The 26,413-nt window shown below is 71.2% G+C and carries 23 protein-coding genes; 21 read left to right on the forward strand and 2 right to left on the reverse strand.

All coding sequences use genetic code 11. The features are described 5' to 3' along the window. The first annotated feature begins 15 nt into the window (after positions 1 to 15). From hisS to aspS, 12 genes are all read left to right on the forward strand, one after another. Positions 16 to 1,410 (forward strand): histidine--tRNA ligase, encoded by a 1,395-nt coding sequence (gene hisS, locus AC54T1_RS06680; RefSeq protein ID WP_496911451.1) that lies wholly within the window; start codon positions 16 to 18, stop codon positions 1,408 to 1,410. A gap of 205 nt (positions 1,411 to 1,615) precedes the next feature. Beyond that, complete coding sequence (locus tag AC54T1_RS06685; RefSeq protein WP_496911452.1) at positions 1,616 to 2,338, forward strand: SAF domain-containing protein; 723 nt, start codon at positions 1,616 to 1,618, stop codon at positions 2,336 to 2,338. Beyond that, positions 2,338 to 3,114 carry a CpaE/TadZ family protein gene (locus AC54T1_RS06690; protein ID WP_496911453.1) on the forward strand — a complete coding sequence of 259 codons (777 nt, stop codon included), beginning with the start codon at positions 2,338 to 2,340 and terminating at the stop codon, positions 3,112 to 3,114. The genes AC54T1_RS06685 and AC54T1_RS06690 overlap by 1 nt, the downstream gene beginning before the upstream one ends. Positions 3,115 to 3,155: 41 nt before the next feature. Beyond that, complete coding sequence (locus AC54T1_RS06695) at positions 3,156 to 4,463, forward strand: TadA family conjugal transfer-associated ATPase (RefSeq protein WP_484344574.1); 1,308 nt, start codon at positions 3,156 to 3,158, stop codon at positions 4,461 to 4,463. After that, positions 4,453 to 5,346 (forward strand): type II secretion system F family protein, encoded by an 894-nt coding sequence (locus AC54T1_RS06700; protein ID WP_496911454.1) that lies wholly within the window; start codon positions 4,453 to 4,455, stop codon positions 5,344 to 5,346. Before AC54T1_RS06695 ends, AC54T1_RS06700 begins: the two co-directional genes overlap by 11 nt. Beyond that, the gene (locus tag AC54T1_RS06705) at positions 5,343 to 6,257 is read left to right on the forward strand and encodes a type II secretion system F family protein (protein WP_484344572.1); all 915 of its coding nucleotides are present in this window, start codon (positions 5,343 to 5,345) and stop codon (positions 6,255 to 6,257) included. Before AC54T1_RS06700 ends, AC54T1_RS06705 begins: the two co-directional genes overlap by 4 nt. 93 nt (positions 6,258 to 6,350) lie before the next feature. Then, positions 6,351 to 6,611: a hypothetical protein gene (locus tag AC54T1_RS06710; protein ID WP_496911455.1), complete on the forward strand. Its 261-nt coding sequence runs from the start codon at positions 6,351 to 6,353 to the stop codon at positions 6,609 to 6,611. 140 nt (positions 6,612 to 6,751) lie between these two features. Beyond that, positions 6,752 to 7,207 (forward strand): TadE family protein, encoded by a 456-nt coding sequence (locus tag AC54T1_RS06715; protein ID WP_484344570.1) that lies wholly within the window; start codon positions 6,752 to 6,754, stop codon positions 7,205 to 7,207. A 26-nt stretch (positions 7,208 to 7,233) separates the two neighbouring features. Further along, positions 7,234 to 7,650: a TadE/TadG family type IV pilus assembly protein gene (locus AC54T1_RS06720; RefSeq protein WP_496911456.1), complete on the forward strand. Its 417-nt coding sequence runs from the start codon at positions 7,234 to 7,236 to the stop codon at positions 7,648 to 7,650. Further along, a complete protein-coding gene (locus AC54T1_RS06725; protein WP_496911457.1) occupies positions 7,647 to 8,114 on the forward strand; it encodes a TadE/TadG family type IV pilus assembly protein in 468 nt (155 codons plus the stop codon). The genes AC54T1_RS06720 and AC54T1_RS06725 overlap by 4 nt, the downstream gene beginning before the upstream one ends. Further along, the gene (locus AC54T1_RS06730; RefSeq protein WP_496911458.1) at positions 8,105 to 11,038 is read left to right on the forward strand and encodes an AfsR/SARP family transcriptional regulator; all 2,934 of its coding nucleotides are present in this window, start codon (positions 8,105 to 8,107) and stop codon (positions 11,036 to 11,038) included. The genes AC54T1_RS06725 and AC54T1_RS06730 overlap by 10 nt, the downstream gene beginning before the upstream one ends. Positions 11,039 to 11,192: 154 nt before the next feature. Continuing rightward, positions 11,193 to 12,968, forward strand: coding sequence for an aspartate--tRNA ligase (gene aspS, locus AC54T1_RS06735; RefSeq protein ID WP_484344566.1), 1,776 nt, complete (start codon positions 11,193 to 11,195; stop codon positions 12,966 to 12,968). Between the two features lie 147 nt (positions 12,969 to 13,115). Here the strand turns inward: aspS and AC54T1_RS06740 are convergent, their stop codons facing one another. Together AC54T1_RS06740 and AC54T1_RS06745 are read right to left on the reverse strand one after the other, a co-directional pair. Further along, positions 13,116 to 13,613, reverse strand: coding sequence for a hypothetical protein (locus AC54T1_RS06740; protein WP_496911459.1), 498 nt, complete (start codon positions 13,611 to 13,613; stop codon positions 13,116 to 13,118). Between the two features lie 40 nt (positions 13,614 to 13,653). Beyond that, the gene (locus AC54T1_RS06745; protein WP_496911460.1) at positions 13,654 to 15,903 is read right to left on the reverse strand and encodes an MMPL family transporter; all 2,250 of its coding nucleotides are present in this window, start codon (positions 15,901 to 15,903) and stop codon (positions 13,654 to 13,656) included. A gap of 69 nt (positions 15,904 to 15,972) precedes the next feature. Between AC54T1_RS06745 and AC54T1_RS06750 the strand changes: the two genes are divergently transcribed. From AC54T1_RS06750 to AC54T1_RS06790, 9 genes are all read left to right on the forward strand, one after another. After that, the gene (locus AC54T1_RS06750; RefSeq protein WP_496911461.1) at positions 15,973 to 17,358 is read left to right on the forward strand and encodes a replication-associated recombination protein A; all 1,386 of its coding nucleotides are present in this window, start codon (positions 15,973 to 15,975) and stop codon (positions 17,356 to 17,358) included. Positions 17,359 to 17,535: 177 nt separating this feature from the next. Next, positions 17,536 to 18,162: a 30S ribosomal protein S4 gene (rpsD, locus tag AC54T1_RS06755; RefSeq protein ID WP_484344562.1), complete on the forward strand. Its 627-nt coding sequence runs from the start codon at positions 17,536 to 17,538 to the stop codon at positions 18,160 to 18,162. Positions 18,163 to 18,375: 213 nt separating this feature from the next. Continuing rightward, complete coding sequence (locus tag AC54T1_RS06760; protein WP_496911462.1) at positions 18,376 to 18,765, forward strand: DUF948 domain-containing protein; 390 nt, start codon at positions 18,376 to 18,378, stop codon at positions 18,763 to 18,765. Continuing rightward, on the forward strand, positions 18,765 to 19,124 hold the full coding sequence (locus AC54T1_RS06765) for a hypothetical protein (protein WP_496911463.1): 360 nt from the start codon (positions 18,765 to 18,767) through the stop codon (positions 19,122 to 19,124). Before AC54T1_RS06760 ends, AC54T1_RS06765 begins: the two co-directional genes overlap by 1 nt. Before the next feature lie 84 nt (positions 19,125 to 19,208). Beyond that, a complete protein-coding gene (gene alaS, locus AC54T1_RS06770; protein ID WP_496911464.1) occupies positions 19,209 to 21,902 on the forward strand; it encodes an alanine--tRNA ligase in 2,694 nt (897 codons plus the stop codon). Next, a complete protein-coding gene (ruvX, locus tag AC54T1_RS06775) occupies positions 21,899 to 22,405 on the forward strand; it encodes a Holliday junction resolvase RuvX (protein WP_496911465.1) in 507 nt (168 codons plus the stop codon). The genes alaS and ruvX overlap by 4 nt, the downstream gene beginning before the upstream one ends. Before the next feature lie 99 nt (positions 22,406 to 22,504). After that, a complete protein-coding gene (gene mltG, locus AC54T1_RS06780; RefSeq protein ID WP_484344557.1) occupies positions 22,505 to 23,686 on the forward strand; it encodes an endolytic transglycosylase MltG in 1,182 nt (393 codons plus the stop codon). Beyond that, a complete protein-coding gene (locus AC54T1_RS06785) occupies positions 23,683 to 24,564 on the forward strand; it encodes a shikimate dehydrogenase (protein WP_496911466.1) in 882 nt (293 codons plus the stop codon). The genes mltG and AC54T1_RS06785 overlap by 4 nt, the downstream gene beginning before the upstream one ends. Before the next feature lie 122 nt (positions 24,565 to 24,686). Then, complete coding sequence (locus tag AC54T1_RS06790) at positions 24,687 to 26,360, forward strand: GspE/PulE family protein (protein WP_496911467.1); 1,674 nt, start codon at positions 24,687 to 24,689, stop codon at positions 26,358 to 26,360. Positions 26,361 to 26,413: the final 53 nt, after the last annotated feature.

Here is a 26,413-nt window from a genome sequence, read left to right on the forward strand (position 1 = left end):
GGAAGATCTCTGGTTATGGCCCGTCCCACGCCCCTGTCCGGTTTTCCCGAGTGGCTGCCCGCCGACCGCATCGTCGAGCAGCACATCCTCGATTCCGTCCGTCGGACCTTCGAGCTCCACGGCTTCGTGGGCATCGAGACCCGTGCGGCAGAGCCCCTCGACCAGCTCCTGCGCAAGGGAGAGACCTCGAAGGAGGTCTACGTCCTGCGCCGGTTGCAGGCCGAGGACGACGCCCCCGCAGCGGACAAGCAGCCCCTCGGGCTGCACTTCGACCTCACGGTGCCCTTCGCCCGCTACGTCCTGGAGAACGCTGGTCACCTCGCGTTCCCGTTCAAGCGGTACCAGATCCAGAAGGTCTGGCGCGGCGAGCGCCCCCAGGACGGCCGGTTCCGCGAGTTCACCCAGGCGGACATCGACGTCGTCGGTGCCGGGTCCCTCCCGTACCACTTCGAGGTGGAGGTGCCGCTCGTCATGGCTGAGGCGCTCGCGTCCCTGCGCTCCATCGGGGTCCCGGAGGTCCGGATCCTCGTGAACAACCGCAAGGTCGCGGAAGGGTTCTACCGCGGGATCGGGCTCGACGCCGTCGACGACGTGCTGCGCACCATCGACAAGCTCGACAAGATCGGTGCCGAGAAGGTCGGGGCCGCCCTCGTCTCAGAGGTCGGGGCGACCGCCGAGCAGGCGGCCGCGTGCCTCGCTCTGGCCTCGATCTCCGGGACCGACGCCTCCGTCGTCGCGCAGGTGCGCGAGCTCGCCGCCGCCCACGGCGCTGCGGGCGAGCTGCTCGACGAGGGGCTGGCGGAGCTCGGCGCTCTCATGGACGCCGCGGCCGTCCGTGCGCCGGGCGTCGTGCGGGCCGACCTGAAGATCGCACGTGGTCTCGACTACTACACCGGGTCCGTCTACGAGACGGTGCTCGTCGGTCATGAGGACCTCGGGTCGATCTGCTCCGGAGGCCGCTACGACACTCTCGCGTCGGACGGGGCGAACACGTACCCGGGCGTCGGACTCTCCATCGGCATCTCACGTCTCGTGTCCCGACTCCTGGGGGCGCGGCTCGTGACCGCCACCCGGAGCGTCCCCAGTGCCGTCGTCGTCGCGGTCACGGCTGAGGACACCCGCCCGGAGTCCGACGCGGTCGCCGCCGCTCTCCGTGCGCGGGGGATCCCGGTCGAGGTTGCCCCGGCCGCTGCGAAGTTCGGCAAGCAGATCAAGTTCGCCGACCGCCGGGGGATCCCCTACGTCTGGTTCCCGGCTGTGCCCGGTTCCGTCGGCGGGGAGGACCAGCCACCCGCGGAGGGCCGCCCGCACCAGGTGAAGGACATCCGCAGCGGCGAGCAGGTCGACGCCGATCCCGCGACCTGGGCGCCCCCGGCGCAGGACCTCTGGCCCGGGGTCGCGGCGGTCTGACGCCCCACCAGGGACGCCCGGCGCACCACCCCACGGTGGTGCGCCAGCTCCTCCGTGCGTGCGCCAGGCGGCCTTATGGGTATTCCTCCCCATCGCGGACACGCCGTCGATCGACAAGGATCGCTCCGCACCCCCGTGCGAGAGACGAGCAGACGAGCAGACGAGCACAGGACACCGACCGCGTGACGAACCAGAGGTCCAGACGATGAGCACGACGACCACGACGGCCGACCGCCGACGCCAGCGCGAGGACCGCGGGATCCGCAGCACGAAGACGGTCAAGGCCGCCAAGAGCGACCGGCTGCCTCCGGCTCCGCGCGAACGGCGCCCGCTGCTCGCCGCGCTCGCGGTCCTCCTCATCGTCGGAGGAGCAGCGATCGCGGCACTCCTGGCGCTCCGCGTCGACGACCGCGTGCCGGTGCTCGTCGCCTCCGCGAACATCGCGGCCGGACAGGAGATCACCGCCGACGTCGTCACGACGACCCCGGTCGCGTCCGAGGGCTTGCGCCTCGTCCCCGAGGACGAGGCCGGCCTCGTGGTCGGTTCCTACGCCCGTGTCGCCATCGAGGCGGGCCAGCTCCTCGACGCCGGCCTGGTGACCTCGAGCCCCGCCCTCGCCGACGGCGTCGTCTCCATCGGAGCGTCCCTGGACGCCGGGCGCGTGCCAGCGCGTGGCCTCCAGCCGGGTGACGTCGTGCGACTCATCTCGACCGTCACCCCGGACGGCGAGACGTTGTACCCCGAGGCTCGCGTCTCGTCGTTCCTCAGCTCGGGCACGGACCAGTTCGACGGCACGTCCGGGGGGACTGTCAGCCTCCTCGTCCCGGAGAACCCGGCGGAGGAGATCGACCGCCTCGCGGCCGTCATCGCCGCGAAGCAGCTGACGATCGTGCTCGTCGACCGCGGCGTGCCGCTCGAGGGCGACTGATGCTCGTCGCGCTCGCCTCCGCCAAGGGGTCGCCCGGAGTCACGACCACGGCCGTCGCGCTGGGGACGGTCTGGCCGGACGACGTGCTCGTCGCGGACTGCGACCCGTCGGGCGGGGACCTCGGTTACCGCCACCGCGACCCCCAGGGGCGCCCGCTCGACCCGGAACGGGGTCTGCTCTCCCTGGCCACGGAGGCCCGACGCGGGCTCACCCCGCAGTCCCTCGTGCAGCAGTCCCAGCAGGTCGACGGAGGACTGCGGGTCCTGCTCGGCGTCGACCGGCCTGAGCAGGTCACCGGTGTGGGTCCGGCCTGGTCGACCATCGCCACCGCCCTCGCGAGCGCACCGGCGGACGTCATCGTCGACTGTGGACGCATCGCCCCGGGTACGCCGGTGCAGCCGGTCCTCGCCGCGGCGCAGGTCGTGCTCGTCTGCGTCACCCCCACCACCGAGTCGTACGGGCACCTGCGCGACCGGCTGCGGTGGCTCCTGAGCGCTGGCGCCGACCAACCGGCTCCTCCAATTCTCGGGGTCCTGCTGCGAACGTCGTGGAACGACACGGAGGCGGCCGCCGACCTGCAGAGGCTGCTCGCGCACAGCGGGATCCCGGTCCCCGTCGTGGGGCGCATCGCCGACGATCCCCGGGCGGCCGAGGTGCTGTGCGGACGTCGCAGCCGCGGCATCGCCCGGTCGCTCCTCGTGCGCAGCGCTCGTGGGGTGGTCACGCCCATCCGGGAGCTCGCTGCCTCCGGTCGCCAGCAGATGGCGTATCCCTGAGACTTCGCGTCTCCCTTCCCCTTCGACCGTCAGGAGCCACAGTGGACCAGGCACTGGTACGCACCCTGCGTGAGGACGTCGCCGACATCCTCGCGCGCCAGCGCCGTGACGACGCGACCGCTGGTCTCCCGCCGATGTCCACCGAGGACGAGCGCCAGTTCGCCCGGGCGGTCATCAGCCGGGTCCTCGACGGGTACGCGCGCGCCGAGGTCGGTGCCGGTCGCACGCCGCTCACGCCGGCGGAGGAGGAGGAGATCGCTTCGGGGATCCACGCCGCCCTCTTCGGCGTCGGGCGGCTGCAGCCGCTGCTGGAGGACCGCGACGTCGAGAACATCGACATCAACGGGTACGACAACGTGTTCATCCAGTACTCCGACGGCCGGGAGGTCCGCGGCGCACCCGTGGCCGACAGCGACGACGAGCTCGTCGAGCTCGTCCAGATCCTCGGTGCGTACTCCGGTCTCACGAGCCGACCGTTCGACTCCGCGAACCCCCAGCTCGACCTTCGTCTGCCCGACGGCAGCCGCCTCTCCGCCGTGATGAACGTGTGCGCGCGGCCGTCGCTGTCCATCCGCCGCGCGCGGCTGTCACGCGTGGCGCTCGACGACCTCGTCGGGTACGGGTCCGTCACGCCCGAGATCGCGGCCTTCTTGTCCGCGGCCGTCGGTGCGCGCAAGAACCTCATGATCGCCGGCGCGACGAACGCGGGGAAGACGACGCTGCTGCGTGCCCTGGCGAACGAGATCCCGCCGGGTGAGCGGCTCATCACCGTGGAACGGGCGCTCGAGCTCGGCCTGGGGGAGTTCCCCGACCTGCACCCCAACGTCGTCGCGTTCGAGGAGAGGTTGCCGAACTCCGAGGGCAACGGCCACGTGAGCATGGCGGAGCTCGTGCGACGCAGCCTGCGCATGAACCCCAGCCGCGTGATCGTCGGCGAGGTCCTCGGTGACGAGATCGTCACGATGCTCAACGCCATGAGCCAGGGCAACGACGGGTCGTTGTCGACCATCCACGCGAACTCCTCCCTCGAGGTCTTCAACAGGATCTCCACGTATGCGATCCAGTCCGCGGAGCGCCTGCCGCTCGAGGCGAGCCAGATGCTCATCGCGGGAGCCATCGACTTCGTCGTGTTCGTGCAGAAGCAGAACGACTTCACCCGTGGCGGCAAGCTCCGCCGGTTCGTCTCGAGCATCCGCGAGGTCAACGGGATCGACGGGCGTGTCCTGTCGAGCGAGGTCTTCGCACCCGGACCGGACGGGGTGGGGATGCCTGCTGCCCCCATCTCGTGCATGGACGATCTCCTCGAGGCCGGCTACCTCACCCCGGCGATGAGCGGGCATGGCGGCTGACATGACACCGTCGCTGCTCCTCATCATCGCGCTCGGCGCCGTCGTCGGCGGTGGTGTCGTGCTGCTCGTCGTGGCGTTCATGCCCCGGCCGGAGCGGGTCCCGACGGTTCATTCGTCGTCCGACCTCGTCGATCGCCTCGGCCGGCGCACCGTCGCCGCGGGCGCTGCAGGCCTCGTCGTGCTCGTCCTCACCCAGTGGCTCGTCGCAGGGTTGGCGGCCGTCGTGCTGGTGCTGGCCTGGCCCATGCTCTTCGGGGGTGGGAAGGCCGAGCGTGAGGCGACACAGCGGGTCGAGGGTCTCGCGGCGTGGATCGAGTCGCTGCGAGACACCATCGCCGGTGCCGTCGGGCTCGAGCAGGCGATCCCCGCGACGCTCTACGCGTCCTCGCCGTCGATCCGGCCGCAGCTGCGCCTGCTCGTCGACCGGCTCCGCGTGCGCGTCCCGCTGCCGGTCGCGCTGCAGGGGTTCGCCGACGACCTCGACGACCCCAGCGCGGACCTCGTCGTCGCTGCGCTCATCCTCAACGCCAAGATGCGGGGACCGGGCCTGCGGCAGGTCCTCAGCTCTTTGTCCGACGCTGCCCGCGCGGAGCTCGACATGCGCCAGCGCGTGGGAGCCGGGCGGAGCGGGACGCGCAAGTCCGCGCAGATCGTCATGATCTTCTCCGTGTCCGTCATCCTGCTCCTCGCCGTCTTCAACAAGGAGTACGTCGAGCCGTACACCACCCCGACGGGGCAGCTCGTGCTGCTCGTCGTCGTGGGCTTCTTCGCAGCCGGCTTCGTGTGGATGAAGCGTCTCTCCGGCGTCGAGCTGCCCGAGCGCTTCCTCGTGCACTCGACAGACTCCGCGGCGGTCCTGCGCGGGACGGAGGCCGGACGATGACCGCCATCCTCGCCGCCGGGGCGGTCGCGGGCCTCGGGATCCTCCTCCTGGTGCTCACGCTCGCGCCGCCCGCGAACCAGCCGGCTGCGACGCTCGCCCAGCTCGACCTGCAGCGCAGCCAGGACCGGGCGCGCACAGTTGCCGAGACGCTCGCGCCGCGCGCGAGCGGATCGGCGTTCCGCCGTGACCTCGGCCTGCGGCTCGTGAAACCGCTCAATGCCTGGGGGGTCGAGCTCCCTGCGCTGCGCAGCGACCTGTCGATCCTCGGTCGAACTCTCGAGGGTCACGTCGCCACGAGCGTCATCGCGGGGGTCGTCGGCTTCCTCGGACCTCTGTTCCTCGGCGCCCTGCTCGCCGTGCTCACCGGCTCGGTCCAGCCCGCTGTGCCCGCGCTCGCGTCTCTCGTCGGGGGGCTTGCCGGCCTCGCGCTGCCCACGGTCGTCGTGCACGGCCGGGCGCAGGACCGCCGGCGGGACTTCCGGCACGTCGTGGGCTCGTTCCTCGACCTCGTCGCCATGAGCCTCGCCGGCGGCCGTGGCGTGCCGGAGGCTCTGCAGAGCGCAGCGGCGCTCAGTGACGGGTGGGCGATGGTGCGCCTGCGGAACGCTCTGCAGTCCGCGCGCCTGCACGGGCAGACACCCTGGTCCGCGCTCGGCGAGCTCGGCGAGGAGGTGCGGATCACGGAGCTGCGGGACATGGCGTCCGCGCTGGCGCTCGTCGCCGAGGACGGTGCCAAGGTCCGCGAATCGCTCTCTGCGCGCGCGAACTCGATGCGTCGCCGCGAGCTCGCCGAGGCCGAGGGCAAGGCAGGCGAGAAGTCCCAGTCCATGCTCGTCGCGCAGCTGCTGCTGTGCGTCGGCTTCCTCGTCTTCCTCATCTACCCGGCGATCGTCAAGGTCACCGGGTACTGAAGGACGGACCGAACCGCACGAACACGCACCAACCCACATACTGACCGACGGACCGAGCACGACCGTGACGAACACGACGCAAGGAGACGACACATGAATCTCTCGACACCTGTGGGATGGGCCTGGCTCACCCTGCGACGACGCATCGACATCGCCCGCTCCACGAAGGACCTCGGGGCCTCGGCCGTCGAGTGGGTCATCATCACCGGCGTGCTCCTCGTGCTCGCGGGCGCGGTGGGCCTGGCGATCTACAACATGGTCAACGACGAGGCCGGGTCCCTCGACATGCCCGACCTGCCCGGCAGCGGTGGGGGCGGCGGTGGCGGTGGCGGCGGCGGTAACGGCGGCACCTGAGGGCGCAGCGGCGCGCCACCCTCGTGATGGCGCAGGGGGGATGTCGCGTGAGGGTGGCGCGGCGTCCCCCGTCCTGGCGTGGGGTAGCCGGTAGCGAGCAGGTTCATGTGTGACGTGCTGACGAGCGGGGAGGGGGAGGGATGCGCGGACGACAATCAGCACGCCGTGGCGTGCTGCGCCGCGGCGACGCCGGCGCATCCTCCGTGGAGCTGCTGCTCTACGCACCCATCCTCATGCTCGTCATCTTCCTCACCGTGCAGTTCGCGCTCACGTGGCACGGCAACTCCGTCGCGGGCGCCGTCGCGCGCGAGACGGCGCGGGCTGCGCGGACGAGCGACGTCACCCCTGCAGCCCTCGAGGCTGCGCGCCAGCGTGGTCTCGACCTCGCCGCTGAGGTCGGCCGACGCACGCTCACCGACGTCGCCGTCGCCGTCGCCGTCGTGGATGCGGACGGGGACCCACCTGCGGCGGGCGAGGACGAGCTCTATGTCTCGGTCACCGTCTCGGGACGAGCGATCGAGCTCGTCCCCGGCCTGCCCCCGCGGGTCGAGGGTCGGTCCCAGGCGCCGCTCGAGACGTTCCGGGGTGACCTGTGAGCGGGCACCGGCGACCGGGACGCGTCGTGGTCCCGCGCTCAGCGGGGGACCGCGGCTCGATGGCCGTCGAGGTCGTCATCCTCGTGCCCCTGCTTCTTCTCGTCATGCTGCTCGTCGTCGCCGGTGGCCGCTACGTCTCCGCACAGGGTGACGTGCAGTCCCTGGCGAGGGACGCCGCTCGGGCGGCGTCCCTCGAGCGGGACGTCCCCTCTGCCCGCGCCGCGGCCGCGAGCGTGGTCACGCAGGGGAGCACGACCTCCTCCTGGTTGACCGGTTGCGCGGTGTCGGGATTCGGCGGCGAGTTCGCCCCCGGCGGAGAGGTCATCATCGAGGTCGGCTGCGACGCCCGGATGAGCGACCTCGGCGTGCTCGGCTTCGGCAGCGTCGTGCGCATCGAGGGCACGAGCACCGCCCCTCTCGACCAGTACCGGAGGACAGGATGATCATCGTGCGTCGCACGGTCGCCGCTGCCCGGAGCGACGACGAGGGATCGATCTCGGTCTTCGTCCTCGGGCTCGTCGTCGCGCTGTTCCTCGTCGCTGGGCTCGTCATCGACGGGGGACGGGCGCTCAACGCCCACCTCCGCGTGATCGACGACGCCGAGCATGCCGCGCGACTGGGCGCCAACAGCCTGGACGTCGCTGCGGTCCGCGGTGGGCAGACACCGCAGATCGACCGGCCCTCCGCCGAGAGCGCCGCGCGGGCATACCTCACCGACCGTGGCTACACGCAGATCGCCTTCGGCAGCAGGGGCGGACCGGACGAGTTCACCGTCACGGTCGACGACTCGATGCCGACGACGATCTTGTCGGTGATCTTCATTCGTGAGTTCGACGTCCGCGGTACCGCGACCGCCCGGGCGGCGAGCGGGATCGTCTGTGAAGGAATGGAGACAGCATGTCCGTGACGTCCTCGGCACCGGTGCGCAGCACCCGTACGTCGTTCGGCCCCGGCCGGTTCCAGGAGCCGCAGGGCTCCGAGCCGCGACGCGGACGGCTTGCTGCGCTGGGCGCCGCACTGGCGCTGCTCGCACTGGTCGTCGGCGTCCCCGCGCTCCTCCTGTGGCTCGCGGGGACCCCGCCGATCCCGACGTCGCTGCCCGGACGTGAGCAGCTGGCGCAGGCGCTCGAGATCGAGGCCGTCGTCGCGATCCTCCTGTGGGTCGTGTGGCTCGCCTGGCTGCAGTTCACGGTGTGCGTCGTCGTCGAGATCGTCTCCGCGGTCCGCGGGGTGGGGCTGCCCGCGCGGGTACCGCTCGCGGGCCCGTCCCAGCGGGCGGCGCGGACGCTCGTCGCGACCGTGCTGCTCGTGCTGACCGTCTCGAGCAACGCCACAGCCCTCATGCCCCAGGCCAGCCTGCAGGCCACGGACCAGACCACGTCCGTCTCGAGCGTCGAGCACGAGCACACCACGGACGCCGCTCCGGTCGCGCGCTCCGCGGACGGTGTCGCTCCCGGACAGGCTGCCGCACAGGGCTCCGGGCCGACGAGCGCTGCGGCCGTGGCGACGTACCGGATCGGCGACATGGAGGTCCCCGCGGAGACGGCCGCCGACCTCGTCGGCCGGAATGTCTACGTCGTCGAACCGCCCGAGGGCCGGTACCACGACAACCTCTGGGACATCGCCGAGCGCACCCTGGGTGACGGGCGCCGGTACCAGGAGATCTTCGACCTCAACGCCGGACGCGAGCAGCCCGACGGGCAGGAGCTCAGCCTGGCGAGGCTCATCCAGCCCGGATGGGTGCTCATCGTGCCTGACGACGCGGTCGGCGTTCAGATGGTCACGGCTGTCGTCGCCGAGGTGCCCGCAGAGGTTCCCTCGGGGCCGAGCTGGACGCCACCACCGATCGACCGCGACGTGGCTGGTGACGTCGCTGGCGACGTGGCTGGTGACGACGTGGCTGGTGACGACGTGGCTGGTGACGTGGCTGGTGACGACGGCGCCGGCAGTACCGACGTCGTCGCCGAGGCGCCCGCGACCGACGAGTCGTGGTCGGTGGCGCACGCGGGGCCGGCCGGCCTCATGAGCACCCAGGGGCTGCTCGGAGTGGGCATGCTCGCCGGCTCGCTCGTTGCGGCCATCGAGTCGCTCCGCCGTCGCCGCCGCACCATCGAGCCGTCGGACGCCGCGGTCGAGGCCGAGGTCGGCCTGCGCGCCAGCGCCGACACCGCCCGCACCGACCGGCTCGACCGCACCCTGCGCTCGCTCACGCAGTTCGCCTCCGTGACGGGTCAGCCCCTGCCGGGCGTCTACGCCGTCCGGGTCGGCGACGACACCGTCGAGCTCGCGCTCGCCCCGGCCGAGCCCCTCGCCCCGGCGCCCTGGACAGCGCTCGACGACGGCCGCCGCTGGAGCATCGACACCGCTGCCATCGCGCGACTCCCGGAGTCCCGCGCCGCCGCGCCGTTCCCCGGGCTCGTCTCGCTCGGACACGACTCTGAGCACGCCGCTGTCCTCGTGGACCTCGAAGCCGCCCAGGGGGTCATCGCCGTCGTCGGCGACCCCCAGGCCGCCCGTGAGGTCGTCACCGCGATCGCCGCCGAGCTGGCGACGAACCCCTGGTCGGACGAGCTCCGTGTGACGGGTGTCGACCTGCCCGAGCGCCTCACCGACATCGGCGGGGACCGGTACGAGGCACACGACGACGTGCGGGAATGGTTGAGGCGGGCGGCACGCCGCACCTCCGACCCGGCGAACGAGAACGTGCTGCGGGGTCGGCTCACCGGCGAGGACCGCTGGGTGCCGGACTACCTCGTCGTGGGGAGCCCGATCGACGCCGGGCTCGCCACCGAGATGCAGGACGCGCTGACCCGCGCCGGACGGTCTCCCTTCGGTGTCGTAGCACTCGGCCCCGTACCCTCCGCGCGGTGGACCCTCACCGTCGGCGCCTCCGGTGAGGTGAGCCTCGACGTGCTGGGTCTGCAGCTCACCGCCAACCGGCTCTCGCAGGCCACCCTCGGCAGCGTCAGCGAGCTCTTCCACGAGGGCGACCCGGCCTCCCAGAGGACACGACCCCGCGCAGGTCGGGTCCACGGAGCGGGCCAGACCGACGCCGCGACGTTCGCGAGCGCGCCCGTCCGCGTCCGCGTCCTCGGTGCGCCCCTCGTCGAAGCCCCTGGTGCGGTGGACGCCGAACGCCGCGAGCTGCTCACCGAGCTCGTCGTGCACCTTGCCCTGCACCCGGGGGTCCACCCGACCGTCCTCGGAGCGGCCCTGTGGCCACGGGGCGTCGAGCCGGAGGTCCTCGCGGCGACGATCGACCGCGCACGCGCCTGGCTCGGGACGGACGCCACCGGCGAGGCGCGCCTGCGCACGACGCCCGGCGGCCTCCTCGAGCTCGGACCCGACGTGCGCGTCGACTGGCCGGTCGTCGAGCGATGCCTCGAGCAGGCGGCGCAGGCCCCCACCCCCGAGGCCGAGCGCGCCCACCTGCGGGACGTCGCACGCATCGCCCGAGGAGCGCTGCTCGCGGGACGCCCGACGAACCGCTATTCGTGGCTCGCCCGCGCGCGCCTCGAGCGTCCCACGCGCGATCGCCTCGTCGCCGCCGCGCACCGGCTCGCTGTCCTCGAGGGGCAGCTCACGCACGACCCCTCGGCGGCCCTCGCGGCGCTCGCAGTCGGCCACCGGGTGGATCCGGTCGCCGAGGTGCTGTGGCGCGAGCGGATCCGCGTCGCGCACCGCAGCGCCGGGGTGGACGGCGTCCGTACCGCCGCCGCCGAGCTCGACCAGGCGTTGCAGGCCGCGGGATCGCGCGAGATGGAGCCCGAGACCCTCTCGCTCCTCGAGGAGCTCGCTCCGGGACGGTGGTCGCGGTCGGTACCCGCCTGATGGGCACGCCGGCCACGTCCGCACGCCCACCGCTGGACGTGCCGGCCGGGCATGCTGGCCGGGTCGGTCCGACGCTCTAGACTTGGCGCTGAATGCCGGACTCCGGTGCGCCGAGGCGCCCAGGGGCTCCACACCACTTCTGAAGGGTTCTTCTGTGCTGCGCACCCACACCGCCGGATCGCTCCGGGCCGAGCACATCGGCCAGACCGTCACCCTCACGGGATGGGTCGATCGTCGTCGTGACCACGGCGGTGTGGCCTTCATCGACCTGCGTGACGCGAGCGGCGTGGCCCAGGTCGTCATCCGCGACGAGGCCGTCGCGCACCCGCTGCGCAACGAGTACGTGCTGCAGGTCACCGGCGAGGTGTCCCGCCGTCCCGACGGCAACGAGAACACGAACCTCGCCACGGGCGAGGTCGAGGTCGTCGCGAACGACGTCGTCGTGCTCAACGAGTCGGCACCGCTGCCCTTCCAGGTCTCGACGGCACTCGAGGGGACCGAGACGATCGGCGAGGAGGCACGCCTCAAGCACCGCTACCTCGACCTGCGTCGTCCCGCGCCGGCGGCAGCCATCCGCCTGCGTGCCAAGGCGAACGCTGCCGCGCGCCGCGTGCTGGACGCACAGGAGTTCGTCGAGATCGAGACACCGACCCTCACGCGCTCGACCCCCGAGGGCGCACGTGACTTCCTCGTTCCCGCGCGTCTGGCGCCCGGTTCCTGGTACGCCCTGCCGCAGTCCCCGCAGCTGTTCAAGCAGCTGCTCATGGTCGCCGGCATGGAGCGGTACTACCAGATCGCCCGCTGCTACCGCGACGAGGACTTCCGCGCGGACCGCCAGCCCGAGTTCACCCAGCTCGACGTCGAGATGAGCTTCGTCGAGCAGGACGACGTCATCGCGCTCGGCGAGCAGATCCTCGTCGCCCTGTGGGACCTCATCGGCTACACCATCCCGACGCCGATCCCACGCATGACGTTCGCGGAGGCGATGCGCCGCTACGGCTCGGACAAGCCGGACCTGCGGTTCGCCGTGGAGCTCGTCGAGCTCACCGAGTACTTCAGCGACACCCCGTTCCGCGTGTTCCAGGCGCCGTACGTCGGTGCCGTCGTCATGCCCGGGGGAGCGGCCACCCCGCGACGCGGGTTCGACGCCTGGCAGGAGTGGGCCAAGCAGCGCGGCGCCCGTGGCCTGGCGTACGTGACGATCTCCGCCGAGGGCGAGCTCGGTGGTCCCGTCGCCAAGAACCTGTCCGACGCCGAGCGCGCCGGTCTCGCGGAGGCGACCGGGGCCAAGCCGGGCGACGCGATCTTCTTCGCTGCGGGCAAGACGACCGAGGCGCGCGCGCTCCTCGGCGCCGCCCGGCTCGAGATCGCCAAGAAGGCTGGGCTCATCGACGAGAACGAGTGGGCGTTCGTGTGGGTGGTCGACGCGCCCCTGTTCAAGCCGACCGGCGAGGACGACGACGTCTCCGTGGGCGAGGGCGCCTGGACGGCCGTGCACCACGCGTTCACGTCGCCCACCCCGGAGTGGATCGACACCTTCGAGGAGAACCCCGGCGAGGCCCTCGCATACGCCTACGACATCGTGTGCAACGGCAACGAGATCGGTGGCGGGTCCATCCGTATCCACCGCCGGGACGTCCAGGAGCGCGTGTTCCGGATGATGGGGATCGGCGAGGAGGAGGCGCAGGAGAAGTTCGGCTTCCTGCTCGAGGCCTTCGCGTTCGGCGCGCCGCCCCACGGCGGGATCGCGTTCGGCTGGGACCGCATCCTCACGCTGCTCACGGGCTCCGAGTCCATCCGTGACGTCATCGCGTTCCCGAAGTCGGGTGGCGGGTTCGACCCGCTCACGCAGGCCCCGGCGCCGATCACCGCGCAGCAGCGCAAGGAGGCGGGCGTCGACGCCAAGCCGAAGGCGCCCGCCGAGGGCTGACCCGCGACGGGGTCGACGACCACCCGACGGGGCGTGCTCCTCTCACGAGGGGCACGCCCCGTCGTCGTCCGCGGCCCTGGTCCCCAGAGCCGGCAGGCGTCACATCTGACGTCCGCACGGGGCCCGTGGGCACGGCCCGGCGCGTCGTCACCAGCGACGCGGCGGCTCCGTCTCGCCGGTGAACGCGCCGTGCCGACGTGCGGTGGGGGAGTCGGGCATGACCTCGAGCAGAAGCGGGCCAGGGTGGGCGCGCAGGGTTCGCTGCCATATACGCACGAGCAGGGCCCCTGCGACGCAGGTCAGGACGAGGAGGAGGAGCCCGCCGGGCACGAACGAGCGGTCGCCGAGACCGGCCGCGATCGCGGCGTCCCGCGCCGCGAGGACCTGCCACCAGCCGGCCACGACCGGGGCGAGGACGAGAACGGTGTGCAGCCCGGCCCGTCCGAGCGCCGTGCGGAACTGCCGCATCGCCTCCTGGTGGGCGAGACCCGCCGCAGCGCGTCGAGCACGGACCGCCACCTCGACGGCTCGCCGCTCGCGCTTGTCCCGGTCCACGCGCGACCAGTCGTCCCAGGTGTCGGGGACCCACGGCGTACCCGGACCGGGCTCCCCGCTCGCAGCGCCCTGACGCCCCCGAGATTCCATCCGCACAGGATGGCACGCCTGGACGTGCCCGGACAGGGCCTCAGTGGATGATCGCGAGCCGGTCGTAGACCTTCTTCAGCGGGGCGGGTGCCCACCAGTTCCAGCGGCCCAGCAGCGTCATCGTCGCGGGCACGAGGAGCATCCGCACGATCGTCGCGTCGATGAAGATCGCGACCGCGAGGGCGAACCCGACCTGCTTGATGACGAGCAGCTCCCCGAAGACGAACCCGGAGAACACGACGATGATGATCGCCGCGGCCGAGGTGATGATCCGCCCGGAACGCTGCAGCCCGACGCGCACGGCCTCGTCGTCCCCGCTCCCGGCGTCGTGCAGCTCCTTGATGCGTGAGAGCAGGAAGACCTCGTAGTCCATCGCGAGCCCGAACGCGAAGGCGATGACGAGGGCGACGACGAACGTCTCGATGCCCCCGGTGGAGACGAACCCGAGGAGCCCGGACAGGTGCCCGTCCTGGAACACCCAGACGAGCACGCCCATGGACGCGGCGATGGACAGCGCGTTGGTGAGCAGCGCCTTGAGAGGGATGACGACGGACCCCGTCATGAGGAACAGCAGCACGAACGTCGCGAGCACGACGATGGCGACGGCGGCCCAGACGCGGTCGCCGAGCGCCTCGATGAAGTCCACCTGACCGGCGGCCTGCCCGATCACCCACGTGTCGAGCCCGGGGTCGAGGCTGCGGATGTCGCGAACGACCTCGAGTGCCTGCTCCCCGCCCGGGTCCCCGGAGCTGATCTCGACCCCGAGGGTGACGTACTCGTCGCTGCCGTCCGGGGCGGACGCCTCGGTCACCGACTCGACGCCGTCGATCCCCGCGATCTCGTCGCGAAGACCGCTGACGTCCTCAGCCGTGCCGGCCGCGAGGACGCTGATCTCCGGGGCGGCGGTCCCGGGATACTGCTCGGCGAGGCGGGTGAGGAACACGCGTTGCGTGGAGTCCACCGGGAGCAGCTCGATGCCGGAGTTGCGCATCTGGAGTCCGAGCACGGGGGTCGCCAGGACCGCGAGGACGAGGACGCACCCGGCTGCCACCATCGCCGGGCGGCGCTGCACACGTTCTGCGAGACGGGAGAAGACACCGTCGTCGGTGCGGACGTCTGCGGTCCGCGCGATGATGGTCCGGACGACCGGCACGGTCGCAAGGATGCCGGGACGCAGCAGCCGCCGACCGGCGAGCCGCAGCAGGGCCGGGACGAGCGTGAGCGCCGTGGCGACGGCGATGAGGACGACGGCGAGGGCCGCGCCCCCGATGGATCGCAGGATCGCGGGTGTGAACACCAGGAGTCCGGCGATGGAGATCGCGACGGTGAGCGCGGAGAACGTCACCGTGCGCCCCGCTGTGGCCATGGTGCGGACCACCGCTTCGGAGACGAGCGCGTCCGACCTGCTGCGCCGGCGGCCGCCTTCCCGGCCCGTGGCGGCGTCCTTGGCGGTGAGGTCACCGAGCTCCTCGCGGAAGCGGGACACGATGAGGAGGCCGTAGTCGATCGAGAGGCCGAGGCCGAGGAGCGTGACGACGTTCACGACGGACGCGTCGACCTCGACGATGTACGTGAGCGCGAGGAGGAACCCGAGGCCGACGCCGATCGAGGCGAGGGCCCCGGCCATGGGCATCGCTGCGGCGAGGAAGCCGCCGAACACGAACACCATGATGATGAGGGCGATCGGCAGCGCGATGGCCTCGCCGGTGGTGAGGTCCTCCTCGACCTGGTCCGTGATGGCCTCGAGGATGAGCGGTGACGCCCCGACGATCCCTGTGACGTCGTCGCCGGGCAGCGCGGCCGGCACGGCTTCGAGGATCTCGGCGACCGTGCTCACGGCCGCGGACTCCTCGTCCGCGGTGAGGTCGGGCTCGAGGCTCACGACGACGAGGAAGCCGTTCCCGTCCTGTGCCGTGAAGAGCTGACCGATCTCGCTGTCGGGTCCGCCCGGCACGATGACCGGGTCGAGCACGGACTCGACGCCGTCGACGGCGAGCACCTCCGCCTGCGCGGCGCCGAGCGGCTCGGCGACCCCCTCGGCGCTGGGTGCGACGCCGTCGACCATGAGGGTGAGCGTCTCGCCCTCCTCGCTGATCTCGTCGAGGATGCGGGAGCCCTCGGCGCTCTCGGAGCCTGTGACGTCCGAGTTCGAGCTGGCCAGCCGGTCGAAGAGCGTGTCACCACCGACCCCGACGCCCGCGAGAGCCAGGCCCAGGACGGTGAGCACGACCCACACGATGATCGCGGAACGTGGGTGTGCGCTGACTCGTCGGCCCAGGGATTCAAACACGCGGCCAGCATCCCATCCCGGCACCGCATCCTGCCACGCAGGGTGTGCACGAGACCTACCCTTGACCTCATGGACCTGTTCGACTCGACCACCCAGGGGTCTGCCGGGGTGCCCCTCGCGGGCCCGGGGACACCCCTCGCGGTGCGCATGCGGCCGGCGTCCCTCAGTGAGGTCGCCGGGCAGGCGCACCTTCTGGTGCCGGGTTCACCGCTGCGCAGGCTCGTCGAGCCCGCGGACAGCCGCTCCGGCCGGGCGGCGCCCGGATCCGTCATCCTCTGGGGGCCACCTGGCACCGGCAAGACGACGCTCGCGTACCTCATCGCGACGAGCTCCGCCCGGCGCTTCGTCGAGCTCTCCGCGGTGACGGCGGGCGTCAAGGACGTGCGGACGGTCATCGAGGATGCTCGACGTCGGCTGGCGACCGGGGGGGCTGAGACCGTCCTGTTCATCGACGAGGTGCACCGGTTCTCCAAGTCCCAGCAGGACGCCCTGCTGCCGAGCGTCGAGAACCGGTGGGTCACCCTCGTCGCGGCGACGACGGAGAACCCCAGCTTCTCGGTGAACTCCCCGCTGCTGTCCCGGTCCCTGCTGCTCACCCTGCAGCCCTTGACGACGGACGACGTCCGGACGCTCGTCCTGCGCGCGGTGTCTGACGGGCGGGGTCTGGCCGGGTCGGTCGAGCTGCAGGACGACGCGCTGGACCACCTCCTGCGGCTCGCCGGCGGCGACGCACGCAAGGCGCTGACGATCCTCGAGGCGGCCGCCGGTGCTGCACTCTCGGACCGCGCCGCGGACGAGCCCGACGAGGCACGTGCGCTCATCGACCTCGCGACGATGGAGCGGGCGATCGATGTCGCCGCCGTGCGGTACGACCGCGACGGGGACCAGCACTACGACGTCATCAGCGCGTTCATCAAGTCCATGCGTGGGTCCGACGTCGACGCCGCACTGCACTACCTCGCGCGGATGATCGCGGCGGGGGAGGACCCGCGCTTCATCGCCCGGCGCATCGTCATCGCGGCAGCCGAGGAGGTCGGCATGGCCGACCCGAGTGCGCTGCAGACCGCCATGGCCGCGGCGTCGGCCGTCGCGCTCATCGGGATGCCCGAGGCCCGGATCATCCTCTCCGAGGCAGTCATCCATGTGACCACCGCGCCGAAGTCGAACGCTGCGTACATGGCCATCGACGCAGCCCTGGCGGACGTCCGCGCGGGCCGCGTGGGCAGCGTGCCGGCGCACCTGCGGGACGCCCACTACTCGGGAGCGTCCGCGCTCGGCCACGGCAAGGGGTACCGGTACGCGCACGACGCGCCGCACGCCGTCGCCGAGCAGCAGTACCTGCCCGACGACCTCGTCGGGGCGCGGTACTACGTCCCGTCCGACCGTGGGTACGAGCGCAGCGTGACGGAGCGGATGGAGCGCGTGCGCGCGATCCTCCGGGGCGGGACCGACTGACTGCTCGCCGATGCTAGAATCGTGAGGTTGCCCCATGAGTATCTGGGGGCGACCACCTGGGACCTCGGCCCCGTGGGAGCCGCAGCACGCTGCAGCTGCCCCAACGGCTGGTCCCGCACCCCACGCACCTCCGCGTGCGGGTGTGACGTCATCACGATCAGGAACGGACGTAGCTTCATGTCTTCTGTCACCCGTTCGCGCCGCCAGGTTCGCCTGAGCCGCGCGCTGGGCATCGCGCTCACCCCGAAGGCCGTCAAGCACTTCGAGAAGCGCCCCTACCCGCCCGGCGAGCACGGCCGTGCCCGCCGCCGTACCGAGTCCGACTACGCGGTGCGTCTTCGTGAGAAGCAGCGTCTGCGCGCCCAGTACGGCCTCCGCGAGAAGCAGATGGCCCGTGCGTTCGAGGAGGCCCGCAAGGCTCCTGGTCTGACCGGTGAGGCGCTCGTCGAGCTCCTCGAGACCCGCCTCGACGCCCTCGTGCTCCGTGCCGGCATCGCTCGCACGACGCTGCAGGCGCGCCAGGCCGTGGTGCACCGCCACATCCTCGTCGACGGCAAGATCGTCGACCGCCCGTCCTTCAAGGTCAAGCCCGGACAGACCGTCCAGGTCAAGCCGAAGAGCCAGGCCATGACGCCGTTCCAGGTCGCCGCCGCCGGCGCGCACCGCGACGTGCTCCCCGCCGTCCCGGGCTACCTCGAGGTCCAGCTCGAGAAGCTGTCGTTCCAGCTGACGCGTGCGCCCAAGCGTGCCGAGGTCCCCGTGACCTGCGAGGTCCAGCTGGTCGTCGAGCACTACTCGCGCTGACCCGCACCCCGTCCGTCACGAGCGCCTCGTCCCGCACCCGGGGACGAGGCGTTCGTGCGTGCACGGCATGTGCGGCGGGCACGCGCCCGTACGCGCGGTGCGGCGGGAGCTCCATACCCATGGCTGACGCCAGCCGCCGAGCGGGTAGTGTTTTCGCGGATGTGCTCATGGCCCGGCGTCGGGCCCGTGCTCGAGACCTAAGGGGTTGTTCGTGTGATCGGTGACATCGCTGGACTCATCGCGGCCGTGGCGTTCGTCGCGCTGGTCGGCCTCCTGGCTGTGCCCCTCGTCAAGCTCGGCCGGGTGCTCGACACCACCACGGCCAGCATCAAGGAGATCACCGCCCACTCCGTGCCGATCCTCGACGAGTCGGCCCAGACCGTCGCGAGCGCGAACACACAGCTGGTCAAGGTCGACGAGATCACGACGGCGGCCTCCGAGGTCAGCCAGAACGTCTCGGCACTCACCGGGCTGTACGCCGCCGCGTTCGGCGCGCCCCTCGTCAAGGTGGCCGCGTTCTCCTACGGCGTGCGCCAGGCGTTCGGGCAGGCCGCGTCCCGCATGCGGGGGACCGGCGTCCCCGCCGACGGGAAGCGGCCCTGATGGCACGCCTGTTCTGGATCGCGACCGGCTCCGCGGTCACCGTCGCCGTCATCCTCAAGGGCCGCCGGGTCGTGCGTCGCTACACCCCGGCCGCCGTCGCCGAGCGCGCCACCGCGACCGTCGAGGAGACCACGGCACACCTGTCGGACGTCGTGCAGCACTTCGCGTCCGACTTCCGTGCGGCACGGGACGAGCGCGCGACAGCCCTGGCGGACGCGCTCCTCGCGCGGTCCCAGGGCAGCGTCGAGGACCTGCGTGCGCGTCGCGACTCCCGTCGCACAGACACCACCGGGCGTCCGCAGCACCCGGCGTCCGTCACGGACGACGACGACGAGGACACCCTCGGCTACTCGTTCTGACACCGGTGCCGTGCCGCGTGCCCGGCACTTTCGAATCACACCCCGTGCTCTGCCCGCCAGAGCCGCTCCTGACGAAGGAACCTCATGCGTACCGCCGACATCCGCCAGCGCTGGCTCGACTACTTCGCCGAGCGCGACCACACCGTCGTGCCCTCGGCGTCGCTCATCTCGCCGGATCCGTCGACGCTCTTCACCATCGCGGGGATGGTGCCGTTCATCCCGTACATGACCGGGCAGCAGACCCCGCCGTGGAAGCGCGCGACGAGCGTGCAGAAGTGCGTGCGGACCCTCGACATCGAGGAGGTCGGCAAGACGACCCGGCACGGCACCTTCTTCCAGATGAACGGCAACTTCTCGTTCGGGGACTACTTCAAGGCCGAGGCCATCGCCTACGCGTGGGACCTTGTCACCGGCCCCGTGGCCGAGGGCAAGTACGGCTTCGACCCGGACACGATCTGGGTGACGGTCTTCCACGACGACGACGAAGCACGCCAGCTGTGGAAGTCGATCGCCGGCCTGCCCGACGAGCGCATCCAGTCGCGCGGCATGAAGGACAACTTCTGGTCCACCGGGGCACGTGGCCCGGCCGGTCCCTGCTCGGAGATCTACGTCGACCGCGGGCCCGAGTACGGGGCCGAGGGCGGGCCCGTCGTCGACGAGGACCGGTACATCGAGATCTGGAACCTCGTCTTCATGCAGTTCGAGCGCGGCGAGGGCGGCGGCAAGGACAGCTTCCCCATCCTCGGTGAGCTCAAGCAGAAGAACATCGACACCGGCATGGGTCTCGAGCGCGTCGCGTACCTCCTCCAGGGCGTCGACAACATGTACGAGATCGACGAGGTGTTCCCCGTCATCAACGCCGCGCAGGAGCTCTCGGGCAAGCGGTATGGCGCATCGACGACCGACGATGTCCGGATGCGGGTGGTCGCGGACCACATCCGCTCCTCGCTCATGCTCATCGGCGACGGCATCCGACCCTCGAACGAGGGCCGTGGGTACGTCCTGCGCCGTCTGCTCCGCCGCAGCGTGCGCGCGATGCGCCTGCTCGGTGTGGAGGACCCGGCGCTCCCGCACCTGTTCCCCGCCAGCCGCGACGCCATGCAGGCCTCGTACCCGGAGCTCGGCACCGACTTCGAGCGCATCTCATCGATCGCGTACGCCGAGGAGGACGCCTTCCGGCGCACCCTCGTCGCCGGGACGACGATCCTCGACACCGCTGTGCAGAGCGCCAAGGCGCGGGCCGGGTCCACGGGGTCACCCCTGCTGGGCGGCGACGAGGCGTTCGCGCTCCACGACACCTACGGGTTCCCCATCGACCTCACGCTCGAGATGGCCTCGGAGCACGGCGTGACCGTCGACGAGACGGCGTTCCGGAGCCTCATGCAGGCCCAGCGCGAGCGTGCGCGCGCCGACGCGCTGTCCAAGCGCACGGGTGGCGCTGACAAGGCCGCGTACGAGGCGCTGCGCGCAGACCTCGCGGCCCCCGTGGAGTTCATCGGCTACACGGACGTCACCTCCCGTGCGTCCGTCGTGGGTCTCGTCGTCGACGGCGTGCCCGGACCGGCGGCGACCGCCCCCGCGAACGTCGACGTCATCCTCGACCGGACACCGTTCTACGCGGAGGCCGGTGGTCAGCTCGCCGACCACGGCACGATCGTCCTCGACGGTGGTGCGACCGTCGAGGTCGACGACGTCCAGGCACCGCTCAAGGGCCTGTCCGTCCACCGTGGTCGGCTCGTCGAGGGCACCCTCGCGCTCGGTGACTCCGGGACGGCGACGATCGACACCGCCCGCCGCAAGGCGATCAGCCGTGCGCACTCGGCCACCCACATGATCCACAAGGCGCTCCAGGAGTCGCTCGGCAAGGACGCGACCCAGGCGGGGTCCGAGAACGCACCGAGCCGGATCCGGTTCGACTTCCGGGCCAGCCAGGCCGTCCCGCAGGGAGTGCTCAGCGAGATCGAGGAGCGGGTGAACACCCAGCTCGCCGAGGACCTCGAGGTCACCGAGCAGATCATGAACATCGACGAGGCGCGTGCCCTCGGTGCCATGGCCCTGTTCGGTGAGAAGTACGGCGACCGGGTGCGCGTGGTCTCCATCGGGGACGACTGGTCGCGCGAGCTGTGCGCGGGCACGCACGTCAAGCGGTCCGGCCAGCTCGGGCTCGTCACCCTCCTGGGTGAGGCCTCCATCGGGTCCGGCGTACGCCGCGTCGACGCCCTCGTCGGGGACGGGGCCTACGGGTTCCAGGCGAAGGAGCACGCCCTCGTCGGTCAGCTCACCGGGCTGCTCAACGTCCGCACGGACGAGCTGCCCGACCGTGTCGGCAGTCTGCTCACCCGCCTCAAGGAGACGGAGAAGGAGCTCGCGGCCCTGCGGCAGGCACAGCTTCTCGCGGCTGCCGGTTCGCTCGTCGCGTCCGCCGAGAGCGTCGGGAGCGCCCGGGTCGTCGTGCACGACGCCGGGGCCGTCGCATCAGCGGACGACCTCCGGGCCCTCGCGCTCGACGTGCGCGGTCGGCTCGGTGAGGCGACCGCCTCGGTCGTGGCGATCGCCGGCGTGAGTAAGGATCGTCCCCTCGTCGTCGTCGTGACGAACGCCACGGCGCGTGCAGCCGGCATCAAGGCTGGCGCCCTCGCGCGGACCGCGTCCGGTGTGCTCGGTGGTGGTGGCGGTGGCAAGGACGACATGGCGCAGGGCGGCGGCCAGGACGCGACGGCCCTCCCGGACGCGTTGCGCAGCATCCGGGACGCAGTTGCTGCCCAGCTCGGGGCATGAGCGGCTCCTCGACCGCCCGTCCAGATGAGCTGACGCGCGGCGTCCGGCTGGCGATCGACGTCGGTAGCGTGCGGGTCGGGGTCGCGGCGAGCGACCCCGACGGGCTCGTCGCGACCCCCGTGGACACCGTCGCGCGGGGTGTTCTGCCGAGCGACGGGTCTGTGCCTGCGGACGTCGCTCGGATAGCGTGGGAGGTGACGGAGCGGGGCGCGGCGGTCGTGTACGTCGGACTGCCCAGGCACCTGTCCGGCACGGAGGGTTCGGCATCCGCTGCTGCCCGCGCGTACGCTAGGTCGGTCGCTCGGGCTGTCACGCCCGTCCAGGTGCGTATGGTTGACGAGCGAATGAGCACCGTGAGCGCCCACCAGGCGCTCCATGCTGCAGGCCGAGCAGGACGCAAGCACCGGGCGGTGGTGGACCAGGTCGCCGCCGTGGTGATCCTGCAGTCCGCGCTGGATGTCGAGCGACACTCGGGGCGGCGCGCAGGCGAGCTGGTGGACTGAGGACGGGAATATCACCCGCTGCGGACCGTGGAGTAGGTTGTCGATGGGTCCGCAGGGGTGCAGAGGCCAGATGAGTGACATACGTGGAGGCACCAACCGGTGAACGATCTGTTCGAGGGACCGTCGGTCTCCCAGGAGGCCCCGGACGAGGCCGTGCTGTCTCGTTCCGAGAAGCGCGCCCTGCGTGAGGAGCGGCGCAAGGCCGCAGTCCGCAGGCGGCGAGCTCTCATCGCGGTCCTCATCGCGATCGTCGTCATCGGTGCTGGCGGGTACCTCGTCTGGACGCGTGGGGTCGACTTCTTCAGCAGTCTCGACGGCCTGGGGTCCGGGTCGTCCGAGGACGACGTCGCCGACTTCCCCGGGCCCGGCGCGGGCGAGCAGACGGTGACCGTCAACGCGGGAGACTCCGGTGCGGCCATCGGTACGACGCTCGAGGCGGCGGGAGTCGTCGCCTCGCAGCAGGCGTTCGTCATCGCGTACAACGGGAACCCTGATGCCGCGGGAATCCAGCCGGGCACGTACACCCTGTTCAAGGAGATGCGGGCAGCCGACGCGGTCTCCGCGCTGCTCGACGTCGCGAACCGCTCCGACTACATCGTCGACATCCCGCCGGGCTTCAACCAGGAGAAGATCGTCGCGAGGATCGCGAAGCTCACAGCGGTCCCGGAGGCCGACGTGGTCGCGGCCATCGCAGACACCGCGGCGACCGGTCTGCCAGCAGAGGCGAACGGGAGCTACGAAGGATGGTTGGCCCCGGGGCAGTACCAGTTCCCGCTCGGTACCGAACCCGTCGCCATGGTCACGGAGATGGTCGCGCGGACGGTGACGACGCTCGACGGACTCGGTGTCCCGGCGGGCCCCGACCGCCAGGTGCTCCTCACGAAGGCGTCGCTCGTCGAGCGTGAGGCGGGTCGCGCCGAGGACAGGCCGCTCGTCGCGAGCGTCATCGAGAACCGCCTGGCGATCGACATGATGCTGCAGTTCGACTCGACGGTGCACTACTACGCCGGCGGCAGCGACGACGCGACCACGACCGCGGAAGAGCGGGCCAGCGACAACCCGTACAACACGTACAAGTACAAGGGACTGCCGCCCGGTCCCATCGCCACCCCCGGGCTCGAGTCCCTCGAGGCGGCGCTGGCTCCAGCCGACACGGACTACATCTTCTTCGTGACGGTCAACCTCGACACGAAGGAGACCCTGTTCGCGGAGACGAAGCCGGAGCACGACAAGAACGCCCAGCTGTACTACGACTGGATCCGGGAGAACACCGGCGAGTGAGCACGCGAGCCACCGACGTGCGGCGTGCGGCCGTCCTCGGCCATCCCATCGGGCACTCGCTGTCCCCGGTCCTGCATCGCGCGGCCTATACCGCGCTCGGGCTGGATGCATGGCAGTACGAGGCCGTCGACGTCGAGGAGGAGGCGCTCCAGGGTTTCGTCGAGGGGCTCGACCCGTCCTGGGCGGGGTTGAGCCTGACGATGCCGCTCAAGCAGACGATCGTCCCCCTGCTCGACCACGTCGATCCGCTCGCGGACGTCACCGGAGCGGTGAACACGGTCATCCTCAGCTGGCCCGGGGGAGTGCGCACGACGGTGGGCGCCAACACGGACGTCCACGGGATCGTGGCGGCGCTGCGCGAGGGTGCGTTCGCGCCGGAGCGTGACGGACGGGGCACCGCGGTCGTGCTCGGCGCAGGTGCGACGGCGTCGTCGACCCTCGCCGCGCTGGCCGAGCTCGGATACCCCCGGGCGGAGGTCTACGTCCGGTCCTTGGGCCGCACCGGTGCGCTCCAACGAGCGGCCCACCGCATGGGGGTCTCGCCGACCTTCCGGACGCTCGAGCACGCGGCCACGGCGATGGCAGCTGCCGACGTGGTCGTCTCGACGCTGCCGCCCCACGGTGCGGACAGCATCGCTACGGAGATCGCCGCGGCAGGTCAGCGTGACACGGCCGCCGTCGCAGGCGTGCTCCTCGACGTGGCGTACGAGCCCCGGACGACCGCCCTCGCTGCGGCCTGGCGGGAGCGGGGCGGCGCGGTCGTCGGAGGAGAGCGGATGCTCCTGCACCAGGCCGCCGAGCAGGTGCGGCTCATGACCGGCCTGACGGCGCCGGTCGACGTCATGTCCGCGGCACTGGCTGCCGCCATGACCGCCTGACGAACGACCTTCCTCGCCGGAACCCTTATCACCCGCGGCGCGCCTGCCGATATGTCGACCAACGGTAGGTGAGTCTCGTCGTCGCACGGCCGTGTGCAACGACGGGTGATGAGGAGAGTGCAGTGAAGCAGCTCGGTGAGATTCTTCTCGAACAAGGTCTCGTCGACGAGACGCAGCTCCTCGCTGCCCTCGACGAGCAGGTCACGAGCGGGACAAGCCTCGGGCGCGCCCTTGTCGACATCGGGGTCCTCACCGAGGGACAGCTCGTCGCGACGCTCGCCGCCCAGGTCGGCATGCAGTTCGCCGACCTCGATGTCTACCCCGTGGACAGGACCGCCGTGAGCCGGCTGCCCGGGGCGGTGTGCCGGCGACACACGGTGCTGCCCATCGGGTTCAAGGACGGCGCCCTGCAGCTCGCGATGGCGGACCCGGGCAACGTCCTCGCCGTGGACGACGTCCAATCGCTCACCGGCCTGCAGGTGCTCCCCGTCGTGGTGACGCACGAGGACCTCCTGCGCGCCATCGACCGGTACGTCCGTGCTGACGGCGAGATGGACGACCTCACGAGCACGTTCGAGGAGCAGAGCCGTGAGGAGCAGGTCGACCTCTCCCGGATGGTCGGGACCACGGACGACGACGCGCCGATCGTCCGATACGTCAACCTCATCGTCAGCCAGGCGATCACCGACCGTGCCTCGGACATCCACATCGAGCCGGCAGAGCACGACCTCCGGGTCCGGTACCGGATCGACGGTGTGCTCCACGAGATGCAGCGGTCTCCGAAGAACATCACGGGTGCCGTGACCTCCCGCGTGAAGATCCTCTCCGACATCGACATCGCTGAGCGGCGCAAGCCCCAGGACGGCCGTATGTCCATCACACACAACGGCCGCAAGATCGATCTCCGCGTCGCAACCTTGCCCACGGTGTGGGGCGAGAAGATCGTCATGCGAATCCTCGACAACTCCACGGCGAGCCTCGACCTGCGGGACCTGTCGTTCGAGGAGGAGAACTACGAGGTCTACTCCGAGGCCTTCAACAAGCCGTACGGCATGATCCTCGTCACCGGACCGACCGGTTCGGGTAAGTCGACGACGCTCTATGCGACCCTCAACGCGGTGTCGAAGCCGGAGATCAACGTCATCACGGTCGAGGACCCGGTCGAGTACCGGCTCCCGGGCATCAACCAGGTACAGGTCAACCCGAAGGCTGGCCTGACGTTCGCTGGAGCGCTGCGGTCGATCCTGCGGTCCGACCCCGACGTCGTGCTCCTCGGTGAGATCCGTGACCACGAGACCGCGCAGATCGCCATCGAGGCGGCGCTCACCGGTCACCTCGTGCTCTCCACCCTGCACACCAACGACGCACCGTCCGCAGTGACGCGTCTTGTGGAGATGGGGATCGAACCTTTCCTCGTGGGGTCAGCGATCGACTGCATCGTCGCCCAGCGCCTCGCGCGTCGACTGTGCTCCAAGTGCAAGGAGCAGTACGAGCCGAGCGACCTCGAGCTCGAGGCAGCGCGCTTTCCGTGGCTCCCGGGGGAGGAGAAGCCGATCCTGTACCGCCCGGTCGGATGCGTAACCTGCTCGAAGACCGGCTACAAGGGTCGCCTTGCGCTGCACGAGGTCATGCGGGTCACCGAAGAGATCGAGCGCCACGCCGTGCAGGGGTCGTCCTCCGCGGAGATCCTGCGCACCGCGATCTCGCAGGGCATGCGCACCCTGCGCAACGACGGCTGGCTCAAAGTTATCGGCGGCCAGACGTCCGTCGAGGAGATTGTCCGGGTCGTTGCTTAAGAACCCCCGCCCTGAGCCGATAAGGAGGCGTCGCGACGATCCGTGCGGGACTT

This window comes from Sanguibacter sp. Z41_6 (genome assembly GCF_059621145.1).

Excerpts from the sequence above, each read along its gene's own strand:
- AC54T1_RS06690 (WP_496911453.1), top strand. The coding sequence starts at position 2,338 with ATGCTCGTCGCGCTCGCCTCCGCCAAGGGGTCGCCCGGAGTCACGACC.
- rpsD (WP_484344562.1), top strand. The coding sequence starts at position 17,536 with ATGTCTTCTGTCACCCGTTCGCGCCGCCAGGTTCGCCTGAGCCGCGCG.
- AC54T1_RS06715 (WP_484344570.1), top strand. The coding sequence starts at position 6,752 with ATGCGCGGACGACAATCAGCACGCCGTGGCGTGCTGCGCCGCGGCGAC.
- AC54T1_RS06725 (WP_496911457.1), top strand. The coding sequence starts at position 7,647 with ATGATCATCGTGCGTCGCACGGTCGCCGCTGCCCGGAGCGACGACGAG.
- ruvX (WP_496911465.1), top strand. The coding sequence starts at position 21,899 with ATGAGCGGCTCCTCGACCGCCCGTCCAGATGAGCTGACGCGCGGCGTC.
- AC54T1_RS06710 (WP_496911455.1), top strand. The coding sequence starts at position 6,351 with ATGAATCTCTCGACACCTGTGGGATGGGCCTGGCTCACCCTGCGACGA.
- AC54T1_RS06730 (WP_496911458.1), top strand. The coding sequence starts at position 8,105 with ATGTCCGTGACGTCCTCGGCACCGGTGCGCAGCACCCGTACGTCGTTC.
- alaS (WP_496911464.1), top strand. The coding sequence starts at position 19,209 with ATGCGTACCGCCGACATCCGCCAGCGCTGGCTCGACTACTTCGCCGAG.
- AC54T1_RS06705 (WP_484344572.1), top strand. The coding sequence starts at position 5,343 with ATGACCGCCATCCTCGCCGCCGGGGCGGTCGCGGGCCTCGGGATCCTC.
- AC54T1_RS06685 (WP_496911452.1), top strand. The coding sequence starts at position 1,616 with ATGAGCACGACGACCACGACGGCCGACCGCCGACGCCAGCGCGAGGAC.
- hisS (WP_496911451.1), top strand. The coding sequence starts at position 16 with ATGGCCCGTCCCACGCCCCTGTCCGGTTTTCCCGAGTGGCTGCCCGCC.
- AC54T1_RS06750 (WP_496911461.1), top strand. The coding sequence starts at position 15,973 with ATGGACCTGTTCGACTCGACCACCCAGGGGTCTGCCGGGGTGCCCCTC.
- AC54T1_RS06700 (WP_496911454.1), top strand. The coding sequence starts at position 4,453 with ATGGCGGCTGACATGACACCGTCGCTGCTCCTCATCATCGCGCTCGGC.
- AC54T1_RS06765 (WP_496911463.1), top strand. The coding sequence starts at position 18,765 with ATGGCACGCCTGTTCTGGATCGCGACCGGCTCCGCGGTCACCGTCGCC.
- AC54T1_RS06740 (WP_496911459.1), bottom strand. The coding sequence starts at position 13,613 with ATGGAATCTCGGGGGCGTCAGGGCGCTGCGAGCGGGGAGCCCGGTCCG.